Here is an 18,774-nt window from a genome sequence, read left to right as displayed (position 1 = left end):
TCCGGCCGCTCACACGTCGGTCAGGCGGAGCCCGGCGTGTGCCTTGTACCGGCGGTTGACGGAGATCAGGTTGGCGACCAGCGACTCCACCTGGTGGGCGTTCCTGAGCCGGCCGGCGAAGATGCCGCGCATGCCGGGGATGCGGCCGGCCAGGGCCTGCACGATCTCCACGTCGGCGCGGTCCTCGCCGAGCACCATGACGTCGGTGTCGATGCTCTCCGTCTCCGGGTCCTGGAGCAGGACGGCCGACAGGTGGTGGAAGGCGGCGGTGACCCGCGAGTCGGGCAGCAGGGCGGCGGCCTGCTCGGCGGCGCTGCCCTCCTCCGGCTTGAGGGCGTAGGCGCCCTTCTTGTCGAAGCCGAGCGGGTTGACGCAGTCCACGACGAGCTTGCCGGCCAGTTCCGCGCGCAGCGCCTTCAGGGTGTCGCCGTGGCCGTCCCACGGCACGGCGACGATCACGATGTCGCTGCGGCGCGCGGCCTCGGCGTTGTCGGCGCCCTCGATGCCGTGGCCGAGTTCGGCGGCGGCGGACCCGGCGCGGTCGGCGGAGCGGGAACCGATGATCACCTTCTGGCCGGCCCGGGCCAGCCGGTAGGCGAGGCCCTTGCCCTGCGGTCCGGTGCCGCCGAGCACTCCGACGGTGTACCCGGAGACGTCGGGCAGGTCCCAGGGGTCCTTGGCGGGGGCCTTCTGTGCGCTGTCGGTAGAGGTCATGGCCCGACTCTACGTCCGGGCAGGCCGGGGCACCGGTTCAGGTCAGCCGCCGCACCGGCACCCGGCGGAAGGTGATCGTCTCGTAGGCGCCGAAGTCGCCCGTCTCGTACAGCAGCCCGACCGTGCGCGGGTCGACGCGGACCAGGTCGGAGTAGGCGGCGGGCAGTCCGTCCACGGTGAACGCCGGGCGCCAGGTGGTGCCGCCGTCGCGGGAGACGCGGATCGTCATCAGGGCGCGGGCGCCGCCGGGGTCGGCGGGGGCGGAGAACAGCAGCAGGTCGGGGTCGCGCAGCTGAAGGACGGCGGCCTCGCAGACGGGCGCGGTCAGTCCGGCCTGCGGGCGGAAGGGCTTGTGGAGCGTCTTCCCGCCGTCCGGGGAGTGGGCGTCGGCGCGGTTGCCGGGCGAGGGCGAGTCGTTGCGGGTGTTGAGGTAGACGCGGCCGTCGGGGAGTTCGGCGGCGGTGGTCTCGTTGGCGTTGACGTAGCCGTCGGTGTTCTCGTCCAGGTAGCCGAGGTACCAGCTCTCGCCGCGGTCGTCGCTGAGCAGGCAGTGGCCGCCGTTGTACTTGGCCTCGGCGCCGGTGTCGGTGCCGGTGGGCGGCAGGGTGTGGTTGGCCGGGACCAGGACGCGGCCGGAGGTCAGCTGAAGGGCGTGGCCGGGAGTGGTGGCGTACCAGCGCCAGCCCGGCTTCTTCACCTGCCCGGTGATCTCCCTGGGCGCGGACCAGGTCACGCCGTCGTCGTCGCTGTGCTGGACCCACACCCGCCGCCCGTCGGCGTCCGGGACCTGTCCGCGCAGGATGGCGGCCTCGGTGGCGTAGGCGGCGGCGCGGACGTGGACGAGCAGGACGCGGCCGGTGTCGAGGACGACGGGGGCGGGATTGCCGGCGAGGTCGGTGCCGTTGCTCGCGGCGACCCGGAGCGGGCCCCAGGTCCGGCCGCCGTCCGTGGACCGCTTCAGCACGATGTCGATGTGCCCGTGGTCGGCGGCGGAGCCGGCCCGGCCCTCGCAGAAGGCGAGCAGGGTGCCGGTCCGGGTGGCGACGACGGCGGGTATGCGGAAGCTCGCGTAGCCCTCGCGGCCCGCGCGGAAGGGGACGGTCACATCGGTCATCGGGCGGCTCCTCGGTCGCGTACGGGGGCGCGCGTGAGGCGCGTCTGGGGCGCCCCATCCCCGGGTCGGGCGAATTCGCGGTGAACTCCGGGTCACGAGTGACCCGTTGCGGCAGGATGCGGGCCCATGGACGCCGTACGGGTCGCGTTGCTGCGGGAAGTGCTCGCCGGGACGGAGTGGCTGGGGGCCACCCGGAGGTTCGCGGGGGTGCTGCGCGGGTCGGTGGTGGCGCACGGGGGCGGGCTGCTGCTGGCGGGCACCCCGGAGTACGAGCCCTGGCACCTGGCCGCGCATCTGGTGGACGAGGCGGCCTGGTCGGGCACGCCGGAACTGGCACCGACGCTGGTACGGCATCACGCGCGCCCGTCCGATCCGGCGCATCTGGCGGTCGGGCCGGGCCGGATCGCGGCGGCGCGGCGCGGGGAGACCCTGCTGGTGGTGGCGCCCGAGGAGCCGGCGTCGCTGCTGGAGCGGGTGCACGACGCCCGGCGGGCCGGGGTGACGGTGCTGGCGCTGGGCGGCGCGGGCGGGGGCGAGCTGGCCGCGATGGCCCACGACGCGCTGGCCGTGCCCCACGGGGCGGAGCTGGACCTGGACCGTGTGCAGCACCTGGTGAGCGCGGCGGCCGGCGAGAACGCGGTCCCGTCGAGATCGCGCCGAAGCTTCCGCGACCGCCTGTCCCGCCTCACGGAGGCCCTGACGGCCCCGCCGCCGCCACCGTGGTGACCGGGCCGGTCCGGCCGGCTCAGCTCTCCTCGGTGTTCCCGCGGGCGGAGGCGTCGTGCCAGCGCGGGTCGTTCTCCCACTGGAGGTTGCGCTCGGCGGCGGTCTCCATCGCGTGCCGGGCTTCCTCCGGGGAGGCGTAGGGACCGAAGCGGTCCCTGCCCGGGCAGTCGGGGCCCTCTTCGACCTTCTTGTGCTCCAGGCAGTAGTACCACTCGCCCGGTTTGCCGGCGGTGCGCTTCTTGAACAGGGCCATGGACAGCTCCTCTCGCCACCGACATGTTCCCCCATGGCCGCTGGTTAGACTCGCTGGCATGTCTGGCCAGTCGCTGCTCGTCCCAGGGGAGCTGTCTCCCACCCGTTCGGTTCCCGGAAACATCCGCCGGCCCGAGTACGTCGGCAAGCCCGCGCCGGCGCCGTACACCGGGCCGGAGGTGCAGACCCCGGAGACCATCGAGGCGATGCGGACCGCCGGCCGCATCGCCGCGCAGGCGATGGAGGAGGCGGCGAAGATCATCGCGCCGGGGGTGACCACGGACCAGCTGGACAAGGTCGCCCACGACTACATGTGCGACCACGGGGCGTACCCGTCCACGCTCGGTTACCGCGGCTTCCCGAAGTCGCTGTGCACGTCCGTCAACGAGGTCATCTGCCACGGCATCCCGGACTCGACGGTGCTCAGGGACGGCGACATCGTCAACCTGGACGTGACCGCGTACATCGGCGGGGTGCACGGCGACAACAACGCCACCTATCTCGTCGGCGACGTGGACGAGGAGTCCCGGCTGCTGGTGGAGCGCACCCGGGAGGCGCTCAACCGGGCGATCAAGGCGGTGCGGCCGGGCCGGCAGATCAATGTCATCGGCCGGGTCATCGAGTCGTACGCCAAGCGCTTCGGCTATGGCGTCGTACGGGACTTCACCGGGCACGGCATCAGCTCGGCGTTCCACTCCGGGCTGATCGTCCCGCACTACGACAGTCCGCACGCGACGACGGTGATGCAGCCGGGGATGACGTTCACGATCGAGCCGATGCTGACGCTGGGCACGCACGAGTACGACATGTGGGACGACGGCTGGACGGTCGTGACGAAGGACCGCAGGCGCACCGCCCAGTTCGAGCACACGCTCGTCGTCACCGACACCGGCGCGGACATCCTGACCCTCCCCTGAGGCGTCCGCCCGCCACCGAGGCCGGCTCCGGACCGACCGGGTCTCCCTCGCCGGATGCGGCAGGGAGACCCGGGTCCGCGTCAGCGCAGGTAGTGGCCGCAGTGGGCGCCGCCCCAGAAGATCTTGTTCTCCAGCGAGACGATCCCGCCGAAGTACGGGCTGCAGACGGCCTTGTCGTCGTCCTTGTGGTCATCATGGCTGCCGGCGGCTGCCGTCGACGCGCCGGCGCCGGCCAGGGCGACGGCGAGAACGGTCGCGGCCAGGACGGATCTGATGCGCATGGTGCTCCTCTCGGGAGGCGGAGTGGTCACGCCAGAGGTCCCCGCTCCCCCGCGCGCGCACACGCGCTTCCACCCGGACGGACGCGCGGGCCGTCACCCGGCCACCCGCGCGCGTCAGCGCTCCAGACGGACCCGGCCGCCGACCTCGATCCAGCCGTGCGGCTGGGGCGCGGTCAGGATCTGCGAGCCCCGGCCCTGGGTGATGTTCAGCGCCCGGCCCAGCCGGTCGGTGAGCAGCAGCGCGGCCGCACCGGTGGCCTCGTCCTCCTCGATACCGTCGTCCCGGCCCGGGAATGCGCGGGCGCGAATCCGGCCGGCCGCCTCGTCCTCCCAGGCCCAGGCGTAGATCCACTCCCCCTTCGGCGGTACGGCAAGCGCGTCCACCTCGGCGGCGCTCCGACAGCGGCGCAGGGTGCGCGGCGGCGCCCACTCGGCGCGGGCCTCGATCCAGCTGAACTCGCCGTCCTGCCGGGCTCCGACGACACCGGCGGGCGTGCGGAGTTCGGGCACGTCGAGCAGCCAGGCGGTGCCCACGCAGGGGTGCCCGGCGAACGGCAGGCGCGAGGTGGGCGTGTAGATGTCGATGACGCCGCGCTCGGGGTCGTCCACGAACACGGTCTCGCTGAAGCCGAGCTTGCCGGCCAGTGCCTGCCGGTCGTCCCGCCCGGGCAGCACCGAGCCGTCGCGGACGACACCCAGTTCGTTGCCGTATCCGCCGTCCGGGCCGCAGAAGACGCGGAGTACGTCGTAGTCGGTCACCCCGGCATTCAAGCACCACGGCGCCGTCCGGGGCCCGCACCGGCCGCTTTGACCTTTCCTTTGCCTTGCTGTGATGCCTGCTTTGGGGCATCGCAACGAAGCCGTGTCCGTGCGCCGCCCGTGCGCCCTGTGTGAGAGGTGAATCACCGACCGCACGGGTACGGGTGAGGTAAGCCTCGGGTAAGTTAGGGCAGCCTCACCATACGAGAATGCGCTTGGAGCCTGCATGCGAGCCGTCCGACCGACCGTCATCGCCGCCGCGACCGTGGCCGCTCTGACCGCCCTTTCGGCCTGCACCTCGAAGAGCGACGCCAAGGACGGTGACGCCATCCAGGTCACCGCGGCCGACTCCACGTGCGACACCTCCAGCAAGTCCGTACCGGCCGGCCAGGTCACGCTGAAGATAGAGAACAAGGGCTCCAGGGCGACCGAGGTCGAGATCCTCTTCCCGGACGACCGGATCGTCTCCGAGAAGGAGAACATCGGGCCGGGCACCAAGTACACGCTCACCGCCGAGGTGAAGGCCGGCTCCTACGAGATCGCCTGCCGGCCCGGCATGAAGGGCCACGGCGTCCGGCAGAAGCTGACCGTGACCGGCGCGGGCTCCGCCGCCGGGCGCGACCCGAAGCTGGACACCGCCGTCGCCCGGTACCGCATGTACGCCCAGGACCAGGCCGACGAGACGCTGCCGAAGGCGGAGGCGTTCGCGAAGGCGGTCAAGGACGGCGACCTTGAGGCGGCGAAGAAGGCGTACGGCCTGTCCCGGCTGGGCTGGGAGCGCACCGAGCCGGTCGCGGAGTCCTTCGGTGACATCGACCCGAAGGTGGACGTCCGCGAGGACGGCCTGGAGGCCGGCCAGAAGTGGACCGGCTGGCACCGGCTGGAGAAGGCCCTCTGGCACGACAAGAAGATCGGCGCCGAGGAGAAGGCGCTCGCCGGCCGGCTGATCACGGACCTCAAGGACTGGCAGAGCCGCGTCGGCAAGGCCGAGATCACCCCGACCTCCATGGCCAACGGCGCCAAGGAGCTGCTGGACGAGGTCGCCACCGGCAAGGTCACCGGCGAGGAGGACCGCTACGCCCACACCGACCTCGTCGACTTCAAGGGCAACGTCGAGGGCGCGCAGAAGGCCTACGAGCTGCTGAAGCCGGTCGCCGCGAAGAACGACCCGGCGTTGACGAAGGAACTGGACAAGCAGTTCGCCGCGCTGGACGCGCTGCTGGACAAGTACCGCTCGGACAAGACGTCGTACGACTTCGTCTCCTACGACAAGGTCGGCAAGGACCAGCGCAAGGAGCTGTCGGACGCGGTGAACGCGCTCGCCGAGCCGCTGTCCAAGCTCGCCGCCGCGGTCGTGAAGTAAGCAGGGGAAGGGCGATGACCGAAACCCAGGGGAGCACTCCGTCGCGCCGGGCGCTGATCGGCTGGGGCGGTGCCGGGCTCGCGCTCGGCGCCGCCGCGGCCGGCGGGGCCGTGGCGATGGCCCGGTCCGGCGACGACATGGACCCGGTGGCCGACGGCACGGGCGGCGCGGTGGAGTTCCACGGCGCCCACCAGGCCGGCATCGCCACCCCGGTGCAGGACCGGCTGCACTTCGCCGCCTTCGACGTCAAGACCGACGACCGCGAGGCGTTCGTCCGGCTGCTCAAGGACTGGACGGCGGCGGCCCGCCGGATGACCGCCGGAGAGCCGGTCGGCGAGGGCGCCTACGGCGGACTCGCCGAGGCCCCGCCGGACGACACCGGCGAGGCGCTCGGGCTCCGGCCGTCCCGGCTGACGCTGACCATCGGGTTCGGACCGTCGCTGTTCGACCGGTTCGGGCTGGCGGACGAGCGGCCCGAGGCCCTGGTCGACCTGCCCAGGTTCCCCGGCGACAACCTGGAGCGCTCCCGCACCGGCGGCGACCTGTGCATCCAGGCGTGCGCCGACGACCCGCAGGTCGCCGTGCACGCCATCCGCAACCTCGCCCGCATCGGCTTCGGCAAGGTGGCCGTGCGCTGGTCCCAGCTCGGCTTCGGCAAGACCTCCTCCACCACCCCGGGCGCGATGACCCCGCGCAACCTCTTCGGCTTCAAGGACGGCACCCGCAACATCGCGGGCACCGAGACCGACCGGCTGGACAAGCACGTCTGGGTCGGCGAGGACGACGGACCGAAGTGGATGACCGGAGGGTCGTACCTGGTCGCCCGGCGGATCCGGATGAACATCGAGACCTGGGACCGCACCTCGCTCCAGGAGCAGGAGGACGTCTTCGGCCGGGACAAGCGCGAGGGCGCCCCGGTCGGCAAGGCCAAGGAGCACGACGAGCCGTTCCTGAAGGCGATGAAGCCGGACGCGCACGTCCGGCTCGCGCACCCGGACTCCAACGGCGGGATCACCATCCTGCGCCGGGGCTACTCCTTCACCGACGGCACCGACGGCCTCGGCCGGCTCGACGCGGGCCTGTTCTTCCTCGCCTACCAGCGGGACGTGCGCAAGGGCTTCATCCCGCTCCAGCGCAAGCTGTCGGCGCACGACGCGCTCAACGAGTACATCCAGCACGTGGGTTCGGCGGTCTTCGCGGTCCCGCCCGGCGTCCGCACCTCCGGCGACTGGTGGGGCCGGACGCTGTTCTCGAAGGAGGCGTAGCCCGTGTTCTCCAACTACCTGATCGGCCTGCGCGAGGGACTGGAGGCGTCGCTCGTCGTCTGCATCCTCATCGCCTATCTGGTCAAGACCGGCCGCCGGGACGCGATCAAGCCGATCTGGGCCGGCATCGGTGTCGCGATCGCCATCGCCATGGGCTTCGGCTGCGCCCTGGAGTTCGGCTCGCAGGAGCTGACCTTCCAGGCGCAGGAGGCCCTCGGCGGCTCGCTGTCCATCGTCGCCGTGGGCCTGGTGACCTGGATGGTGTTCTGGATGCGGCGCACCGCCCGCAACCTGCGGTCGGAGCTGCACGGCAAGCTGGACGCGGCCCTCAGACTCGGCACCGGCGCGCTGGTCGCCACCGCGTTCCTGGCCGTGGGCCGGGAGGGCCTGGAGACCGCGCTCTTCGTGTGGGCATCGGTGCACGCCGCCTCCGACGGCACGCCGCGCCCCCTGGTCGGGGTCGCCCTGGGCCTGGCCACGGCGGTGCTGCTGGGCTGGCTGTTCTACCGGGGCGCGCTGAGGATCAACCTGGCGAAGTTCTTCACCTGGACCGGCGGCATGCTGGTCGTGGTCGCGGCGGGCGTGCTGGCGTACGGCTTCCACGACCTCCAGGAGGCCGACTGGGTGCCGGGCCTGAACGACCTGGCGTTCGACATCAGCGGTGCCATCCCGCCGGACAGCTGGTACGGCACGCTGCTGAAGGGCGTGTTCAACTTCCAGCCGGATCCGACGGTCGTCCAGATCACGGTGTGGGCGCTGTATCTGGTCCCGGTGCTCGCGCTGTTCCTCTCCCCGGTAGGGTTCGCCTCCGGGAAGGGGAAGGTGAAGGAGCCCGATGACCAGGGAACGCAGCCGTCGGCGGCTTCGCAGGCGTGACCGGAACGCACTCATAGCGGCGTCGCTGACCGCTTTGTCGCTGACGGCGAGCGGGTGCGTGGTGGTGCACGGGGAGCGCGAGGTGCTGCCCGCCGCCACCCGCGCCGAGGCCGCCAGGGTGGTCACCGCGTTCACGGACGCGTACAACGAGGCCGACAAGACCTACGACAGCTCCGCGGACGCCCCCTACGTCACCGGTGCCCTCGCCGACATCGACTCCGCCCGGCTGAAGGCCGGGCACGTCAACAACCCCTCGGGGAACCCGGGCCACACCCCGCTGACCCTGACGGACGTGCGGATCACGATCCCGGAGAAGGCCGGCTGGCCCCGCTGGTTCGTCGCCGACGCCCGGGGCAACAAGGGCGGCGACGCCCGCTGGGTGCTGGTGTTCACCCGCGACGGCCTCGACGAGCGGTGGCAGGTGGCCTACCTGACCCTCGTGGCGCCCGGGACCCTGCCGGAGTTCGAGAAGGACGAGGACGGCTGGGCCGAGGCCGTGCCCGCCAACGCCGGCGAGCTGGCCGTCCGGCCCGACGCGTTGAGCAAGACGTACGCGGCCTATCTGAAGAACGGCGGGAAGACCTTCGCCGACGGCCGGTTCACCAGCGGGCTGCGCGCGGACCGCAGGAAAGAGGCCGAGAAACCCGGCCTGGTCCGGCAGTTCATCGACGAGCCCCTCACCCACGGCGCCTACGCGCCGCTCGCGCTGCGCACCACGGACGGCGGTGCGCTGGTGTTCTTCACCACGCACCACTACGAGAAGCGGACCGCCTACACCGGCGCCACCGTGCCGGTGCCCAACAAGGACGTGCGGGCCCTGATCGAGGGCGAGGTGAAGCAGTCCCTGACGATGGAGTCCGTCGCCAACGAGGTCGTGCTCGACCCGGCCGGCGGCGGCCCGGTGCGGATGCTCGGACGGGTGCAGGGACTGACGTCCGCGCAGGGCGGCTGAAGCCCGGCGGGCCGGCCGGGAGCGCCGGCCCGGGCGCCGGTCAGTGGCGCAGGGGCCAGGCCGCGCCCGGGTGGTCGGCCTCGACGCCGTGCCGGGCGCAGGTGTCGGTGAGCACCTCCAGCAGGCTCAGCGGGTCGGGCAGCGCGTGCTCCGGGCCGCGCACCCAGCGCACCCGCTGGCCGTCGTCGCCGGGCAGCCGGGCGGGCGGCACGAGGACGTAGGAGCCCCGGCAGTGCCAGCGCAGGCCCGGATGCTCGTCCATCGTCTCGGGGTGGCAGTCCAGCTCGCAGGGCCACCACTCGTCCTCGTCCTCCGGGGTGCCCCGGGTGAGGGTGAAGAACAGCATGCGGCCGTCGTCGCTCTCGGCGACCGGGCCGACCTCGATCCCGGCGCCGAGCAGCCGCTCCAGGGCCTCCCGGCCGGCCTCCAGCGGCACGTCCAGCACGTCGTGCACCATGCCGGTGGCGGTGATGAAGTTCGCCTGCGGCTGGTGCCGGGCCCAGCGCTCGATCTGGGCGCGGTCGGTGGTGGACTGCGTCTGCCAGGCGAACGACACCGGGTGCCGGGCCGGGGTGGGACAGCCGACGCGGTCGCAGGAGCAGCGGTAGCCGGGCGCGGGGTGCGCGGCCGGGGCGAGCGGCAGACCCGCGCCGGCGGCGGCGAGCAGCAGGGCCTCACGGCCGCCGCCGTCGGCGGCGCCCTCCTTCGGGCGGCGTCCGCGCAGCCACTGGGAGAGTTTGCCCTGCCGGCCGGGCCGGCCGCCGAACGTCCCGCTCATCTATCCCCTCGCCTCGCTGGTGTAGCGGACAGCATGCCTTATCGTCCCATCTTCGCGTGCTCCGGGGGGTCGCGGTGGGCGGGAAGCCGGCTGTCACCGGTACGGGTCGGTTCGTCAGCGCGGCGCGAGGCCGTACAGCGCGTAGTCGACCAGGGTGTCCGTGTAGTCGTAGCTGATCGGTCCGGTGTGCTGGAGCCAGCGTTGCGCGAGCGGCGAGACGAACAGTTCCAGGGCGATCCGGGGATCGACGTCGGGCCGTACGTGCCCGGCGTCCTGTGCGGAGCGCAGCCGGGCGACGTACAGCTGGAGCTGGGGTTCGAGGAGCCTGGTGACGAAGACGCGGCCGAGCTGTTCGTTGACGACGCCCTCCGCGGTCAGTGCCCGCGCCGGCGCGTCGAAGCGCGGGTCGAGCAGCTCGTCCACCGTGGCCCGCAGCACCGCCTTGAGGTCGGCGGCCAGGTCGCCGGTGTCCGGGATGGCGGCCGTCTCGTGCCCGGCGGCGCGGGCCGCCTGCTCGGCGAGGTCCAGGAAGGCCTCCAGCAGGACGTCCGCCTTGGCGGACCACCAGCGGTAGATGGTCTGCTTGCCGACCCCGGCGCGGGCGGCGATGGCCTCCACGGTGGTCTTCGGGTAGCCGACCTCCGCGACCAGGGAGAGGGCGGCGGCGTAGATCGCCCGGCGGGACTTCTCGCTGCGGCGGGTGGCGTCGGGGGCGGGCTTGCTGACCATGGACCGAAAGTAACAAGCCGGCGGCGCGGGCTACGACGCGGAGTCGTCCGGCGGCCAGGCGTCGCCCCAGTCGGCGTCCCGGGCGGCCCGGTACAGGTCGCCGTGGCGCTTGGTGACCGTGCTGCGGCGCAGCCGCTCGTCGGCCTCGCACAGGTCGAGCAGCACCTGGCCCTTGCGGATCTGCGGGCGCCGGACGACCCGGGCGGGGGCCGGTTCGGCGGGCAGCCGGGTGGCGGCGACGTAGGAGAACTTCTCGTCCTCGTACGCCAGTGAGCCGCCCTTGACCTGGCGGTGCAGGGAGGAGCGGCCGACCCGGGCGGAGAAGTGGCACCAGTCGGTGCCGGGCACGATCGGGCAGGCGGCGCTGTGCGGGCAGGGCGCGGCGATCCGGAAGCCGGCCCGGACGAGCCGGTCGCGGGCCTCGATGACGCGGTCGTAGCCCGCCGGGGTGCCGGCCTCGACGATCACGACGGTCCGCGCGGCGCGGGCGGCGGCGTCGACGAGGGCGGCGCGGTCGGCGGCGGCGAGTTCGTTGAGCACGTACGACACCGTGACCAGGTCGGTGTCGTCCAGCGTGAGGTCGGCGCCGATCCGGGCGCGCTGCCAGCGGGCGTCCTTCAGGGCCGGGTGGGCGGCGGCGAGTCGGCGGCCGAGGGCGAGGGCGGGTTCGGCCCAGTCCAGCACGGTGACGCCGCGCTCGCCGGGCCAGGTGCTCTGGACGGCCCAGGTGGCGGCGCCGGTGCCGCCGCCGACGTCGGTGTGGCGAGCGGGGGTCCAGCCGGGGACGGCGTCGGCGAGGGCGGCGAGGGCGGAGCGGACCGCCTCGAAGGTGGCCGGCATGCGGTAGGCGGCGTAGGCGGCCACGTCGGCGCGGTCGCGCAGGATCGGCGCGTGGGTGGGGGTGTCGCCGCGGTAGTTGGCGATCAGGCGGTCGACGGCGGCGGCCACCTCCTTGGGGGGCAGGCCGTCCAGCAGGTCGGCCAGGGCCGTGCGGAGGGGGTCGTTCACCCCGCGATTCTACGGCGCCCGGCACCCTCCTCCGCCGCCCGCCCGCCTGGTTCCGCCGCCCGGAAGGCGCCGTCCCGGCCGGGCTAGACCACCGCTCTCGCCAGGCTCGTCGCCAGGCTTGCCCTCGGGGCGCTGTCGGGCGGCCGGCGGCGGGGGTGGACCGTGTTGGCCAGGAGGATCAGGAAGGTGTCGGTGGCCGGGTCCAGGACCAGGGACGTGCCGGTGAAGCCGGTGTGGCCCGCCGCGCCGCGCCCCGCCAGCTCGCCCATGAACCACGGCTGGTCCAGCGCGAAGCCCAGTCCGGGCGGGGTGAACAGCAGCTCCACGTAGTCGGGGCCGAGGATGCGCGCGGGGCCGTAGGAGCCGCCGGCGAGCAGGGTGCGGCAGAAGACGGCCAGGTCGGGTGCGGTGGAGAACAGGCCCGCGTGTCCGGCGACCCCGCCGAGCGCCCAGGCGTTCTCGTCGTGGACCACGCCCCGCAGCATCCCCCGCTCGGCCTTGGCCCACGGCCGCCGCTGGTCCTCGGTGGCCGCCGCGCCGGGACAGGGCCCGAAGCCGGTGGCGGTCATGCCGAGCGGCCGGGTGATGCCGTCCCGTACCAGGACGTCCAGCGTGCGGCCGGTGATCCGCTCCAGGACGGACTGGAGCAGCAGCATGTTCAGGTCCGAGTACCGGTACGTGCCCGGCGGTCCCGTCGGTGCCTCGGCGCGCAGCAGGTCCAGCCGTGTCGCGTCGTCCGGGCAGTCGTACAGCGGCAGTTCCGGGCGCAGCCCGGAGGTGTGGGTGAGCAACTGCCGTACCGTGACGCCGTGTTCGGCGGCGGCGTGGAAGTCGGGCAGGTAGTCGCCGATCCGGGCGTCGATGCCGAGGGTGCCGCGCTCGATCTGCTGCACGGCGGCGACCGATGTGAACAGCTTGGTGAGGGAGGCCAGGTCGAAGCGGGTGTCGACGGTGGCCGGGACGCGGGCGGGAGGCGGCAGTTCGACGCCGGTGCCGGTCCTGGGGTCGTAGCCGGCGTAGCGGACCGCCCAGCCGGCGGCCTCGGCCACGGCGATCACGGGTCCGCGGCCGGCCAGCACGACGGCGCCGGCCGCCCAGGGCCGCTCACCGGCGGTGAGGGCGTGCACCCCGGCGACCAGGTGCCCGAGCCCGACGGGGTCGAGCCCGGCTCGTTCCGGTGTGCCGGCGCGCAGTCTCGGTGCGCTCAGCTCGCGTCTCCCTCCGCGCGCGCACGGGCGGTCTCCCGTGTCGTCCAGGGACGGCACATTCCCATGAAGCAGGCCGCCGCGACCAGTGCTCCGGCCAGCTGGACCACGGCCATGGGCACGGCGGTGCGCTCTCCGGCGACGCCGACGAGCGGGGAGGCCACCGCGCCGACGAGGAAGGAGGAGGTGCCGAGCAGCGCGGAGGCGGAGCCGGCGGCGTGCCGGACCCGCAGCAGGGCGAGGGACTGGGCGTTGGGCAGGGTGATGCCCATCGCGGACATCAGGACGAACAGGGCGGCGGCGACCGGCACGAGCCCGGTGTCGCCGAGGACACCGGTGGCCATCAGCAGCAGGGCGGTCGCGGCGAGCACGATCACCGCCAGGCCGGCCGCGAGCACCTTGTCCAGGCCGACCCGGCCGACCAGCAGCTTGCCGTTGACCTGCCCGGCGATCACCAGGCCGACGGAGTTCAGGCCGAACAGCAGGCTGAAGGTCTGCGGGGAGGCGCCGTAGATCTCCTGGATGACGAACGGGGAGGCCGCTATGTAGGCGAACAGCGCGGCGAAGGCGAAGCCGCCGGCGAGCATGTAGCCGGTGAAGGGCGGGTCGGCGAGGAGAGAGCGCATGGCGCGCAGGGCCTCGCCGGTTCCGCCGCGGTGCCGTTCGGCCGGGGGCAGGGTCTCCGGCAGCCGCAGCCAGACCAGCGCGGTGAGCAGCGCGCCGATCACCGTGAGCACCACGAACACGCCCCGCCAGTCCGTCACCCGCAGGATCTGCCCGCCGACGAGCGGCGCCACGATGGGCGCGGCCCCGGAGATCAGCATCAGGGTGGAGAAGAAGCGGGCCATGGCGACACCGTCGTACAGGTCGCGTACGACGGCCCGGGCGATGACCACCCCGGCCGCGCCGGCCAGGCCCTGCGCCAGCCGGAACGCGATCAGCGTCTCGACGGTGGGCGCGAGGGCGCACAGGGCGGTGGCGGCCAGGTAGACGACGAGTCCGGTGAGCAGCGGACGGCGGCGGCCCCAGCGGTCGCTGAGCGGGCCGACGATCAGCTGGCCCAGCGCGAGTCCGGCCATGCACGCGGTCAGGGTGAGCTGGACGGTGACGGCGGGGGCGTCCAGGGAGCGGGTGACCTCCGGCAGCGAGGGCAGGTACATGTCCATCGCGAGCGGGGTGGTCGCGGTGAGCGCGCCGAGCAGGAGGGTGACGAGGGTGCCGGTGCGGCCCGGGGCGGCGGCCGGCGGAGGCGGCGCGGCGCACTGGTGGTCCTGTTCCGGCGTCGGTGTCGCCGCGTGCTCCGGCATCTGCCCCTCCTGTCCGTGTCTCGGGTCCCGGTGCCGTCGGGATCGCCGGCACCGGTGTCGCGGACATCGGTGTCACGGACATCGGTGTCGGCGGCCCGACCGGCACCTATGCTCTCAGCTCGTACAGACTGCCGAGGCACACACGAGCGAGGGCGGGGCGGCGATGGCGGAGCAGAGCGTGCGGTGGGGGATCCTGGCGACCGGCGGGATCGCGGCGGCGTTCGCGGCGGATCTGGTCGATCTCCCGGACGCGGAGATCGTGGCGGTGGCCTCGCGCCGGCGGGAGCCGGCCGAGGCGTTCGCCGAGCGGTTCGGGGCGGAGCGGGCGTACGGCGACTGGGAGTCGCTGGCCGCCGACGAGGACGTGGACGTCGTCTACGTCGCCACCCCGCACTCGGCGCACCGCGCGGCGGCCGGGCTGTGCCTGGCGGCGGGCCGGAACGTGCTGTGCGAGAAGCCGTTCACGCTGAACCTGCGCGAGGCGGAGGAACTGGTCGCGCTGGCCCGGGAGCACGGCCGCTTCCTGATGGAGGCGATGTGGATGTACTGCAATCCGCTGGTCCGGCGGCTCAAGGCGCTGGTGGCGGACGGGGCGATCGGCGAGGTGCGCACCGTGCAGGCGGACTTCGGGATCGCCGGGCCGTTCCCCGCCGCGCACCGGCTGCGGGACCCGGCGCTGGGCGGCGGGGCGCTGCTGGACCTCGGGGTGTACCCGGTGTCGTTCGCGCAGTTGCTGCTGGGCGAGCCGGACTCGATCGCCGCGAGCGCGGTGCTCTCGCCCGAGGGTGTCGACCTCCAGACGGGGGCCGTGCTGTCCTGGGAGAGCGGCGCGCTGGCCGCGCTGCACTGCTCGATCACCGGCGCTACGGCGAACACCGCGTCGGTCACCGGCACGCGCGGGCGGATCGACGTGCCCTCCGGGTTCTTCCACCCGGAGCGGTTCGTGCTGCACCGGGAGGGCCGGGACCCGGAGGAGTTCGCCGCCGATCCCGTCGACGGGCCGCGCACCAGCATGCGGCACGAGGCGCTGGAGGTCATGCGGGCGCTGCGGGCGGGCGAGAAGGAGTCGCCGCTGGTGCCGCTGGAGGGGACGCTCGCGGTGATGCGCACGATGGACGCGGTGCGGGAGCGGGTCGGGGTGCGGTATCCCGGGGACGCGGCGTTGGGTGTCTGACCGTGCGGCGTTGGGTGTCTGACCGTGCGGCGGCTGCGGTGGCCGTTTAGCCGTATGGCGGACATCGGATTCCGCATGACGGACTCTCCGCCTACGCTGCGGAGTCATGACTGACAGGAACTCGAAGATCGCGGTGGTGACCGGGGCCGGGTCCGGCATCGGGCGGGCCGTCGCCGTGGAACTGCTGCGCGCCGGCTGGTCCGTGGCGCTGGCCGGCCGGCGTGCCGAGCCGCTGGCGGAGACGGCGGCACTGGCGCCCGGGGCGGCCTCGCTCGCCGTCCCGGCCGACGTGTCCCGGCCCGGGGACGTGGACGCGCTGTTCACGGCGGTCGTGGAGCGGTTCGGCCGGGTGGACCTGCTGTTCAACAACGCGGGCACCTTCGGGCCCGGCGGGGTCCCGGTCGAGGAACTTTCGTACGACGCCTGGCGGCACGTGGTGGACACCAACCTCAACGGCGCGTTCCTGTGCGCGCAGGCGGCCTACCGGCGGATGAAGGAGCAGGATCCGCAGGGCGGCCGGATCATCAACAACGGCTCCGTCTCGGCGCACACGCCCCGCCCGCACTCGGTCGCCTACACCGCGACCAAGCACGCGCTGACCGGCCTGACCAAGTCGCTGTCCCTGGACGGGCGACCGTACCGGATCGCGGTCGGCCAGATCGACATCGGCAACGCGGCGACCGACATGACGGCGCGGATGCGAACGGGTGCACTCCAGGCAAACGGGGAGGTCGCCCCGGAACCGGTGATGGACGTGGCCGACGTGGCGCGCACCGTGCGGCACATGGCGGAACTGCCACTGGAGGCGAACGTGCAGTTCGCGACGGTGCTGGCGACGACGATGCCCTACCTCGGCCGCGGCTGAGCCGCCTCCGGCCGCACGAGCGGGCGGAACGTGAACGTCCGGACTATTGCCGCACGTTACTGACGTGTGCTCAACTTTTCTCCACCGGAACTTCACACTTGGGGTGCGCAGGTTCCGCGAGCCATTGCGAGGGGGAGACGGCGGCCGTTCCACCGGACCGGAGCAGGGGGGACACGCCTCGCACTGCCGCGGGGCCGGTCCGACCGGTGGAACGGCCGCCGCAGACGTACGCGCACGGACGGCCGGACACGACGGCTCGGCGCATGCGCCCGCCCGTACCGGCCGCCACCACCCGGCCGCGGCCGCTCAGTTCCGCCTCTCCCGCCCCGTCTGCGGCCCTTCGCCGCCCTCGGCCGCCGCCGTTCGGGTCCGGCGCCGGCGCAGCACCCACGCGCCCGCTCCCAGCAGCGCGAGCGCGCCGGCGCCGGCCGCCACGGCGGGCCCGGCCGAGCCGCCGCCGCCGGCGGTCATGGAGCCGGGAGCGCCGGCCGCCGCGCGTACCGCCTTCCGCCCGGACGCCGGGTCCGCGCTCGACCCGCCCTCGCTGAGCGGGGTGACCAGGGTGCCGACCGGCCGGGCCGAACGCCCGTGGCCGAAGCCCCAGTCGAGCAGCGCGGCGGTCTCCTCGTACACGGCGTTGCCGCCGGCCTCGGGGTGCATCACGGTCACCAGCAGGGTGCGCCCGCCCCGGGTGGCCGCACCGGTGAACGTGTTGCCGGCATGGCTGGTGTAGCCGTTCTTGACACCGATCAGGCCGTCGTATGTCTTCAGGCCCCATGCGCCGGTCAGCAGACGATCGGTGTTCTGGATCTGGAAGGTCTTCTTGCCGCCCGCCGGGAAGTCGGCCGTGCGGGTGCCGCAGTAGCCGCGGAAGTCGGCGTCCTTCAGCCCGTGGCGCGCGAAGAGCGTGAGGTCGTACGCGGAGGAGAGCTGGCCCTTGTGGTCGAAGCCGTCGGGACTGACCACATGGGTGTCCAGGGCCTGGAGGTCGTCGGCCCTGGCCTGCATCTCGGCGACGGTCCTGGCGAGGCCGCCGTTCATGTGGGACAGCACGTGCACGGCGTCGTTGCCGGAGCGCAGGAACACGCCCTGCCACAACTGCTCGACGGTGTAGGTGATGCCGGGCTTGATGCCGACGAGACTGGAGCCGGCCGGGACGTCGGCGAGGTCGGCGTCGGTCACCTTGTACCGCCGGGCGCGGTCGAACTTCCTCAGCACGGTGTCCGCGAACAGCATCTTCAGCGTGGACGCGGGCGCGAGCCGCCGGTGCGCGTCGAACGAGGCGAGCACCTCCCCGCTCGCGCAGTCGGCGACCAGCCAGGCGCGGGCGGTGAGTTTCCGGGGCGGCGCCGAGGCGCCGCGCACCTGGACACCGGGACGGGCCAGACGTTCGCCTCCGATGGCGATGGCCGTGCTCGCCGCGGCACCGGTGGCCGTGGACAGGGGCAGGGCGGCGGCCGTCAGCCCGAGGACGGCACGCCGGCTGAGCCGGGAACATTCACGCACCCGGGGACGGTACACCGCGCCGAGCGGATGTCCCGTGACCGGAGGGCCGTACGGATCGGATCACGCCGCGACGAGCGGAATCCGGGCGCCGCAAGGCGAGGAAGTGCTCGCGGTCGTGCGCGTCGACGATGCGGACGAAGGACCGGCCTGCCGGGTCGCGGAGCTTCGCCGGCCGGATCGTCATGGCGTCGGGTTCACACCGCCGTCCCCGGCCCGCCACCCGAACGGCAGCCAGGAGGAGCCGGGCGGGGCGGCCGGTGCGAGGGTGGGGTCACGGGGCCCCGGAGCGGGCGCCACGGAGCCGCGGGGGAAGTCCGTCCGACTGTCTGCTGGGAGTCACCGTGACCTGTTACGACCGACGTGATCTGGGCCTGCTGCTGCTCAGGGTGGGCACCGGCGGGATGCTGGCGGCGCACGGCGCGCAGAAGCTGTTCGGCTGGTTCGGCGGACACGGCCTGGAGGGCACCGGCCAGTTCATGGAGTCCATCGGCTACGTGCCCGGGAAGCTGAGCGCGATGGCGGCGGGCCTGGCGGAGACCGGCGGCGGCACACTGCTGGCGCTGGGCCTCGCGACCCCGGCGGCGGGCGCGTCGGCGGCCGGCGGGATGGCGGGAGCGGCGGCGGTGCACGTGCCGAACGGCTTCTTCGCGCAGGAGGGCGGCTACGAACACGCGGCACTCCTGGGCCTGATCGCGACCGGCCTCGCCGTCACCGGCCCCGGCCGCCTCTCCCTCGACCACGCTCTCGGGCACGTCCTCGACCGGGGCTGGATGGTCCCGGCCGCGCTCGGCGCGACGGCGGCGGCGACGGCCATGGTGGTCGGGGCCCGTGCCCGCCGGCTGCGGCGCACGGCGGAGGGCGAGCAGGAGACGCTGTTCGAGGAGTGAGCGGCCGCGGCGGGCGGTCGCGGGCACACGCCTCGACCGTCGTCACCACCCCGGGAATTCTTGTACCGGCCGGCGTATGTTTCCGGCGGCCGTGGG

The 18,774-nt window shown here is 73.6% G+C and carries 20 protein-coding genes; 9 read left to right on the top strand and 11 right to left on the bottom strand.

Translation table 11 applies throughout. From position 1 onward, the window contains the following. Positions 1–9: 9 nt before the first annotated feature. Both npdG and SCK26_RS26580 read right to left on the bottom strand, forming a co-directional pair. Positions 10–714: an NADPH-dependent F420 reductase gene (gene npdG / locus SCK26_RS26585; protein WP_318203849.1), complete on the bottom strand. Its 705-nt coding sequence runs from the start codon at positions 712–714 to the stop codon at positions 10–12. 37 nt (positions 715–751) lie between these two features. Then, positions 752–1,828 (bottom strand): sialidase family protein, encoded by a 1,077-nt coding sequence (locus SCK26_RS26580; RefSeq protein ID WP_318203848.1) that lies wholly within the window; start codon positions 1,826–1,828, stop codon positions 752–754. 126 nt (positions 1,829–1,954) lie between these two features. Between SCK26_RS26580 and SCK26_RS26575 the strand changes: the two genes are divergently transcribed. Continuing rightward, positions 1,955–2,554 (top strand): hypothetical protein, encoded by a 600-nt coding sequence (locus tag SCK26_RS26575; RefSeq protein ID WP_318203847.1) that lies wholly within the window; start codon positions 1,955–1,957, stop codon positions 2,552–2,554. A 19-nt stretch (positions 2,555–2,573) separates the two neighbouring features. Here SCK26_RS26575 and SCK26_RS26570 read toward each other — a convergent pair whose 3' ends face one another. Beyond that, the gene (locus SCK26_RS26570) at positions 2,574–2,807 is read right to left on the bottom strand and encodes a hypothetical protein (RefSeq protein ID WP_318203846.1); all 234 of its coding nucleotides are present in this window, start codon (positions 2,805–2,807) and stop codon (positions 2,574–2,576) included. 58 nt (positions 2,808–2,865) lie between these two features. Here SCK26_RS26570 and map point away from each other — a divergent pair, with 58 nt between their 5' ends. Continuing rightward, positions 2,866–3,723 carry a type I methionyl aminopeptidase gene (gene map, locus SCK26_RS26565; RefSeq protein WP_318203845.1) on the top strand — a complete coding sequence of 286 codons (858 nt, stop codon included), beginning with the start codon at positions 2,866–2,868 and terminating at the stop codon, positions 3,721–3,723. Positions 3,724–3,803: 80 nt separating this feature from the next. Here the strand turns inward: map and SCK26_RS26560 are convergent, their stop codons facing one another. Next, positions 3,804–4,004, bottom strand: a complete 201-nt coding sequence (locus tag SCK26_RS26560; protein WP_318203844.1) for a hypothetical protein — start codon at positions 4,002–4,004, stop codon at positions 3,804–3,806. A 114-nt stretch (positions 4,005–4,118) separates the two neighbouring features. Then, positions 4,119–4,763, bottom strand: coding sequence for a PhzF family phenazine biosynthesis protein (locus SCK26_RS26555; RefSeq protein ID WP_318203843.1), 645 nt, complete (start codon positions 4,761–4,763; stop codon positions 4,119–4,121). Positions 4,764–4,989: 226 nt separating this feature from the next. On the opposite strand from SCK26_RS26555, the gene efeO reads away from it, so the two are divergent. From efeO to SCK26_RS26535, 4 genes are read left to right on the top strand one after another with little or no spacing between them, the layout of a single operon-like run. Further along, the gene (gene efeO / locus SCK26_RS26550) at positions 4,990–6,126 is read left to right on the top strand and encodes an iron uptake system protein EfeO (protein ID WP_318203842.1); all 1,137 of its coding nucleotides are present in this window, start codon (positions 4,990–4,992) and stop codon (positions 6,124–6,126) included. A gap of 14 nt (positions 6,127–6,140) precedes the next feature. Further along, positions 6,141–7,391 carry an iron uptake transporter deferrochelatase/peroxidase subunit gene (efeB, locus tag SCK26_RS26545; protein WP_318203841.1) on the top strand — a complete coding sequence of 417 codons (1,251 nt, stop codon included), beginning with the start codon at positions 6,141–6,143 and terminating at the stop codon, positions 7,389–7,391. A gap of 3 nt (positions 7,392–7,394) precedes the next feature. Continuing rightward, positions 7,395–8,267 carry an iron uptake transporter permease EfeU gene (gene efeU, locus SCK26_RS26540; RefSeq protein WP_318203840.1) on the top strand — a complete coding sequence of 291 codons (873 nt, stop codon included), beginning with the start codon at positions 7,395–7,397 and terminating at the stop codon, positions 8,265–8,267. Then, on the top strand, positions 8,227–9,219 hold the full coding sequence (locus SCK26_RS26535) for a hypothetical protein (RefSeq protein ID WP_318203839.1): 993 nt from the start codon (positions 8,227–8,229) through the stop codon (positions 9,217–9,219). The genes efeU and SCK26_RS26535 overlap by 41 nt, the downstream gene beginning before the upstream one ends. Before the next feature lie 40 nt (positions 9,220–9,259). Here the strand turns inward: SCK26_RS26535 and SCK26_RS26530 are convergent, their stop codons facing one another. The 5 genes from SCK26_RS26530 to SCK26_RS26510 all read right to left on the bottom strand — a co-directional run bounded on the left by SCK26_RS26530 (position 9,260) and on the right by SCK26_RS26510 (position 14,246). Beyond that, on the bottom strand, positions 9,260–9,997 hold the full coding sequence (locus tag SCK26_RS26530; RefSeq protein WP_318203838.1) for a bifunctional DNA primase/polymerase: 738 nt from the start codon (positions 9,995–9,997) through the stop codon (positions 9,260–9,262). 114 nt (positions 9,998–10,111) lie between these two features. Next, positions 10,112–10,726 carry a TetR/AcrR family transcriptional regulator gene (locus SCK26_RS26525; RefSeq protein ID WP_318203837.1) on the bottom strand — a complete coding sequence of 205 codons (615 nt, stop codon included), beginning with the start codon at positions 10,724–10,726 and terminating at the stop codon, positions 10,112–10,114. 30 nt (positions 10,727–10,756) lie between these two features. Then, entirely contained in the window at positions 10,757–11,734 is a 978-nt protein-coding gene (locus tag SCK26_RS26520; RefSeq protein WP_318203836.1) for a small ribosomal subunit Rsm22 family protein, read from the bottom strand. A gap of 83 nt (positions 11,735–11,817) precedes the next feature. Then, on the bottom strand, positions 11,818–12,999 hold the full coding sequence (locus tag SCK26_RS26515) for a serine hydrolase domain-containing protein (protein ID WP_318203835.1): 1,182 nt from the start codon (positions 12,997–12,999) through the stop codon (positions 11,818–11,820). Beyond that, positions 12,939–14,246, bottom strand: coding sequence for a multidrug effflux MFS transporter (locus tag SCK26_RS26510; protein ID WP_318203834.1), 1,308 nt, complete (start codon positions 14,244–14,246; stop codon positions 12,939–12,941). Before SCK26_RS26510 ends, SCK26_RS26515 begins: the two co-directional genes overlap by 61 nt. A gap of 163 nt (positions 14,247–14,409) precedes the next feature. Here SCK26_RS26510 and SCK26_RS26505 point away from each other — a divergent pair, with 163 nt between their 5' ends. Both SCK26_RS26505 and SCK26_RS26500 read left to right on the top strand, forming a co-directional pair. Further along, entirely contained in the window at positions 14,410–15,420 is a 1,011-nt protein-coding gene (locus SCK26_RS26505; protein ID WP_318203833.1) for a Gfo/Idh/MocA family oxidoreductase, read from the top strand. Between the two features lie 106 nt (positions 15,421–15,526). After that, the gene (locus tag SCK26_RS26500) at positions 15,527–16,285 is read left to right on the top strand and encodes an SDR family oxidoreductase (RefSeq protein WP_318203832.1); all 759 of its coding nucleotides are present in this window, start codon (positions 15,527–15,529) and stop codon (positions 16,283–16,285) included. Positions 16,286–16,591: 306 nt separating this feature from the next. Here SCK26_RS26500 and SCK26_RS26495 read toward each other — a convergent pair whose 3' ends face one another. Further along, positions 16,592–17,791 (bottom strand): serine hydrolase, encoded by a 1,200-nt coding sequence (locus SCK26_RS26495; RefSeq protein WP_318203831.1) that lies wholly within the window; start codon positions 17,789–17,791, stop codon positions 16,592–16,594. A 341-nt stretch (positions 17,792–18,132) separates the two neighbouring features. Between SCK26_RS26495 and SCK26_RS26485 the strand changes: the two genes are divergently transcribed. Then, positions 18,133–18,678: a DoxX family protein gene (locus tag SCK26_RS26485; RefSeq protein ID WP_318203830.1), complete on the top strand. Its 546-nt coding sequence runs from the start codon at positions 18,133–18,135 to the stop codon at positions 18,676–18,678. The last annotated feature ends 96 nt before the right edge of the window (positions 18,679–18,774 follow it).

It is taken from the genome of Streptomyces sp. SCL15-4, assembly GCF_033366695.1.
Taxonomy (GTDB): domain Bacteria; phylum Actinomycetota; class Actinomycetes; order Streptomycetales; family Streptomycetaceae; genus Streptomyces.
Note: the sequence above shows the minus strand (reverse complement) of the source record. Positions and strands in the feature narration are given on the sequence as shown.

Coding starts and splice junctions, on each gene's coding strand:
- npdG (WP_318203849.1), bottom strand. CDS start 714: ATGACCTCTACCGACAGCGCACAGAAGGCCCCCGCCAAGGACCCCTGG.
- SCK26_RS26580 (WP_318203848.1), bottom strand. CDS start 1,828: ATGACCGATGTGACCGTCCCCTTCCGCGCGGGCCGCGAGGGCTACGCG.
- SCK26_RS26575 (WP_318203847.1), top strand. CDS start 1,955: ATGGACGCCGTACGGGTCGCGTTGCTGCGGGAAGTGCTCGCCGGGACG.
- SCK26_RS26570 (WP_318203846.1), bottom strand. CDS start 2,807: ATGGCCCTGTTCAAGAAGCGCACCGCCGGCAAACCGGGCGAGTGGTAC.
- map (WP_318203845.1), top strand. CDS start 2,866: ATGTCTGGCCAGTCGCTGCTCGTCCCAGGGGAGCTGTCTCCCACCCGT.
- SCK26_RS26560 (WP_318203844.1), bottom strand. CDS start 4,004: ATGCGCATCAGATCCGTCCTGGCCGCGACCGTTCTCGCCGTCGCCCTG.
- efeO (WP_318203842.1), top strand. CDS start 4,990: ATGCGAGCCGTCCGACCGACCGTCATCGCCGCCGCGACCGTGGCCGCT.
- efeB (WP_318203841.1), top strand. CDS start 6,141: ATGACCGAAACCCAGGGGAGCACTCCGTCGCGCCGGGCGCTGATCGGC.
- SCK26_RS26535 (WP_318203839.1), top strand. CDS start 8,227: ATGACCAGGGAACGCAGCCGTCGGCGGCTTCGCAGGCGTGACCGGAAC.
- SCK26_RS26530 (WP_318203838.1), bottom strand. CDS start 9,997: ATGAGCGGGACGTTCGGCGGCCGGCCCGGCCGGCAGGGCAAACTCTCC.
- SCK26_RS26525 (WP_318203837.1), bottom strand. CDS start 10,726: ATGGTCAGCAAGCCCGCCCCCGACGCCACCCGCCGCAGCGAGAAGTCC.
- SCK26_RS26510 (WP_318203834.1), bottom strand. CDS start 14,246: ATGCCGGAGCACGCGGCGACACCGACGCCGGAACAGGACCACCAGTGC.
- SCK26_RS26505 (WP_318203833.1), top strand. CDS start 14,410: ATGGCGGAGCAGAGCGTGCGGTGGGGGATCCTGGCGACCGGCGGGATC.
- SCK26_RS26500 (WP_318203832.1), top strand. CDS start 15,527: ATGACTGACAGGAACTCGAAGATCGCGGTGGTGACCGGGGCCGGGTCC.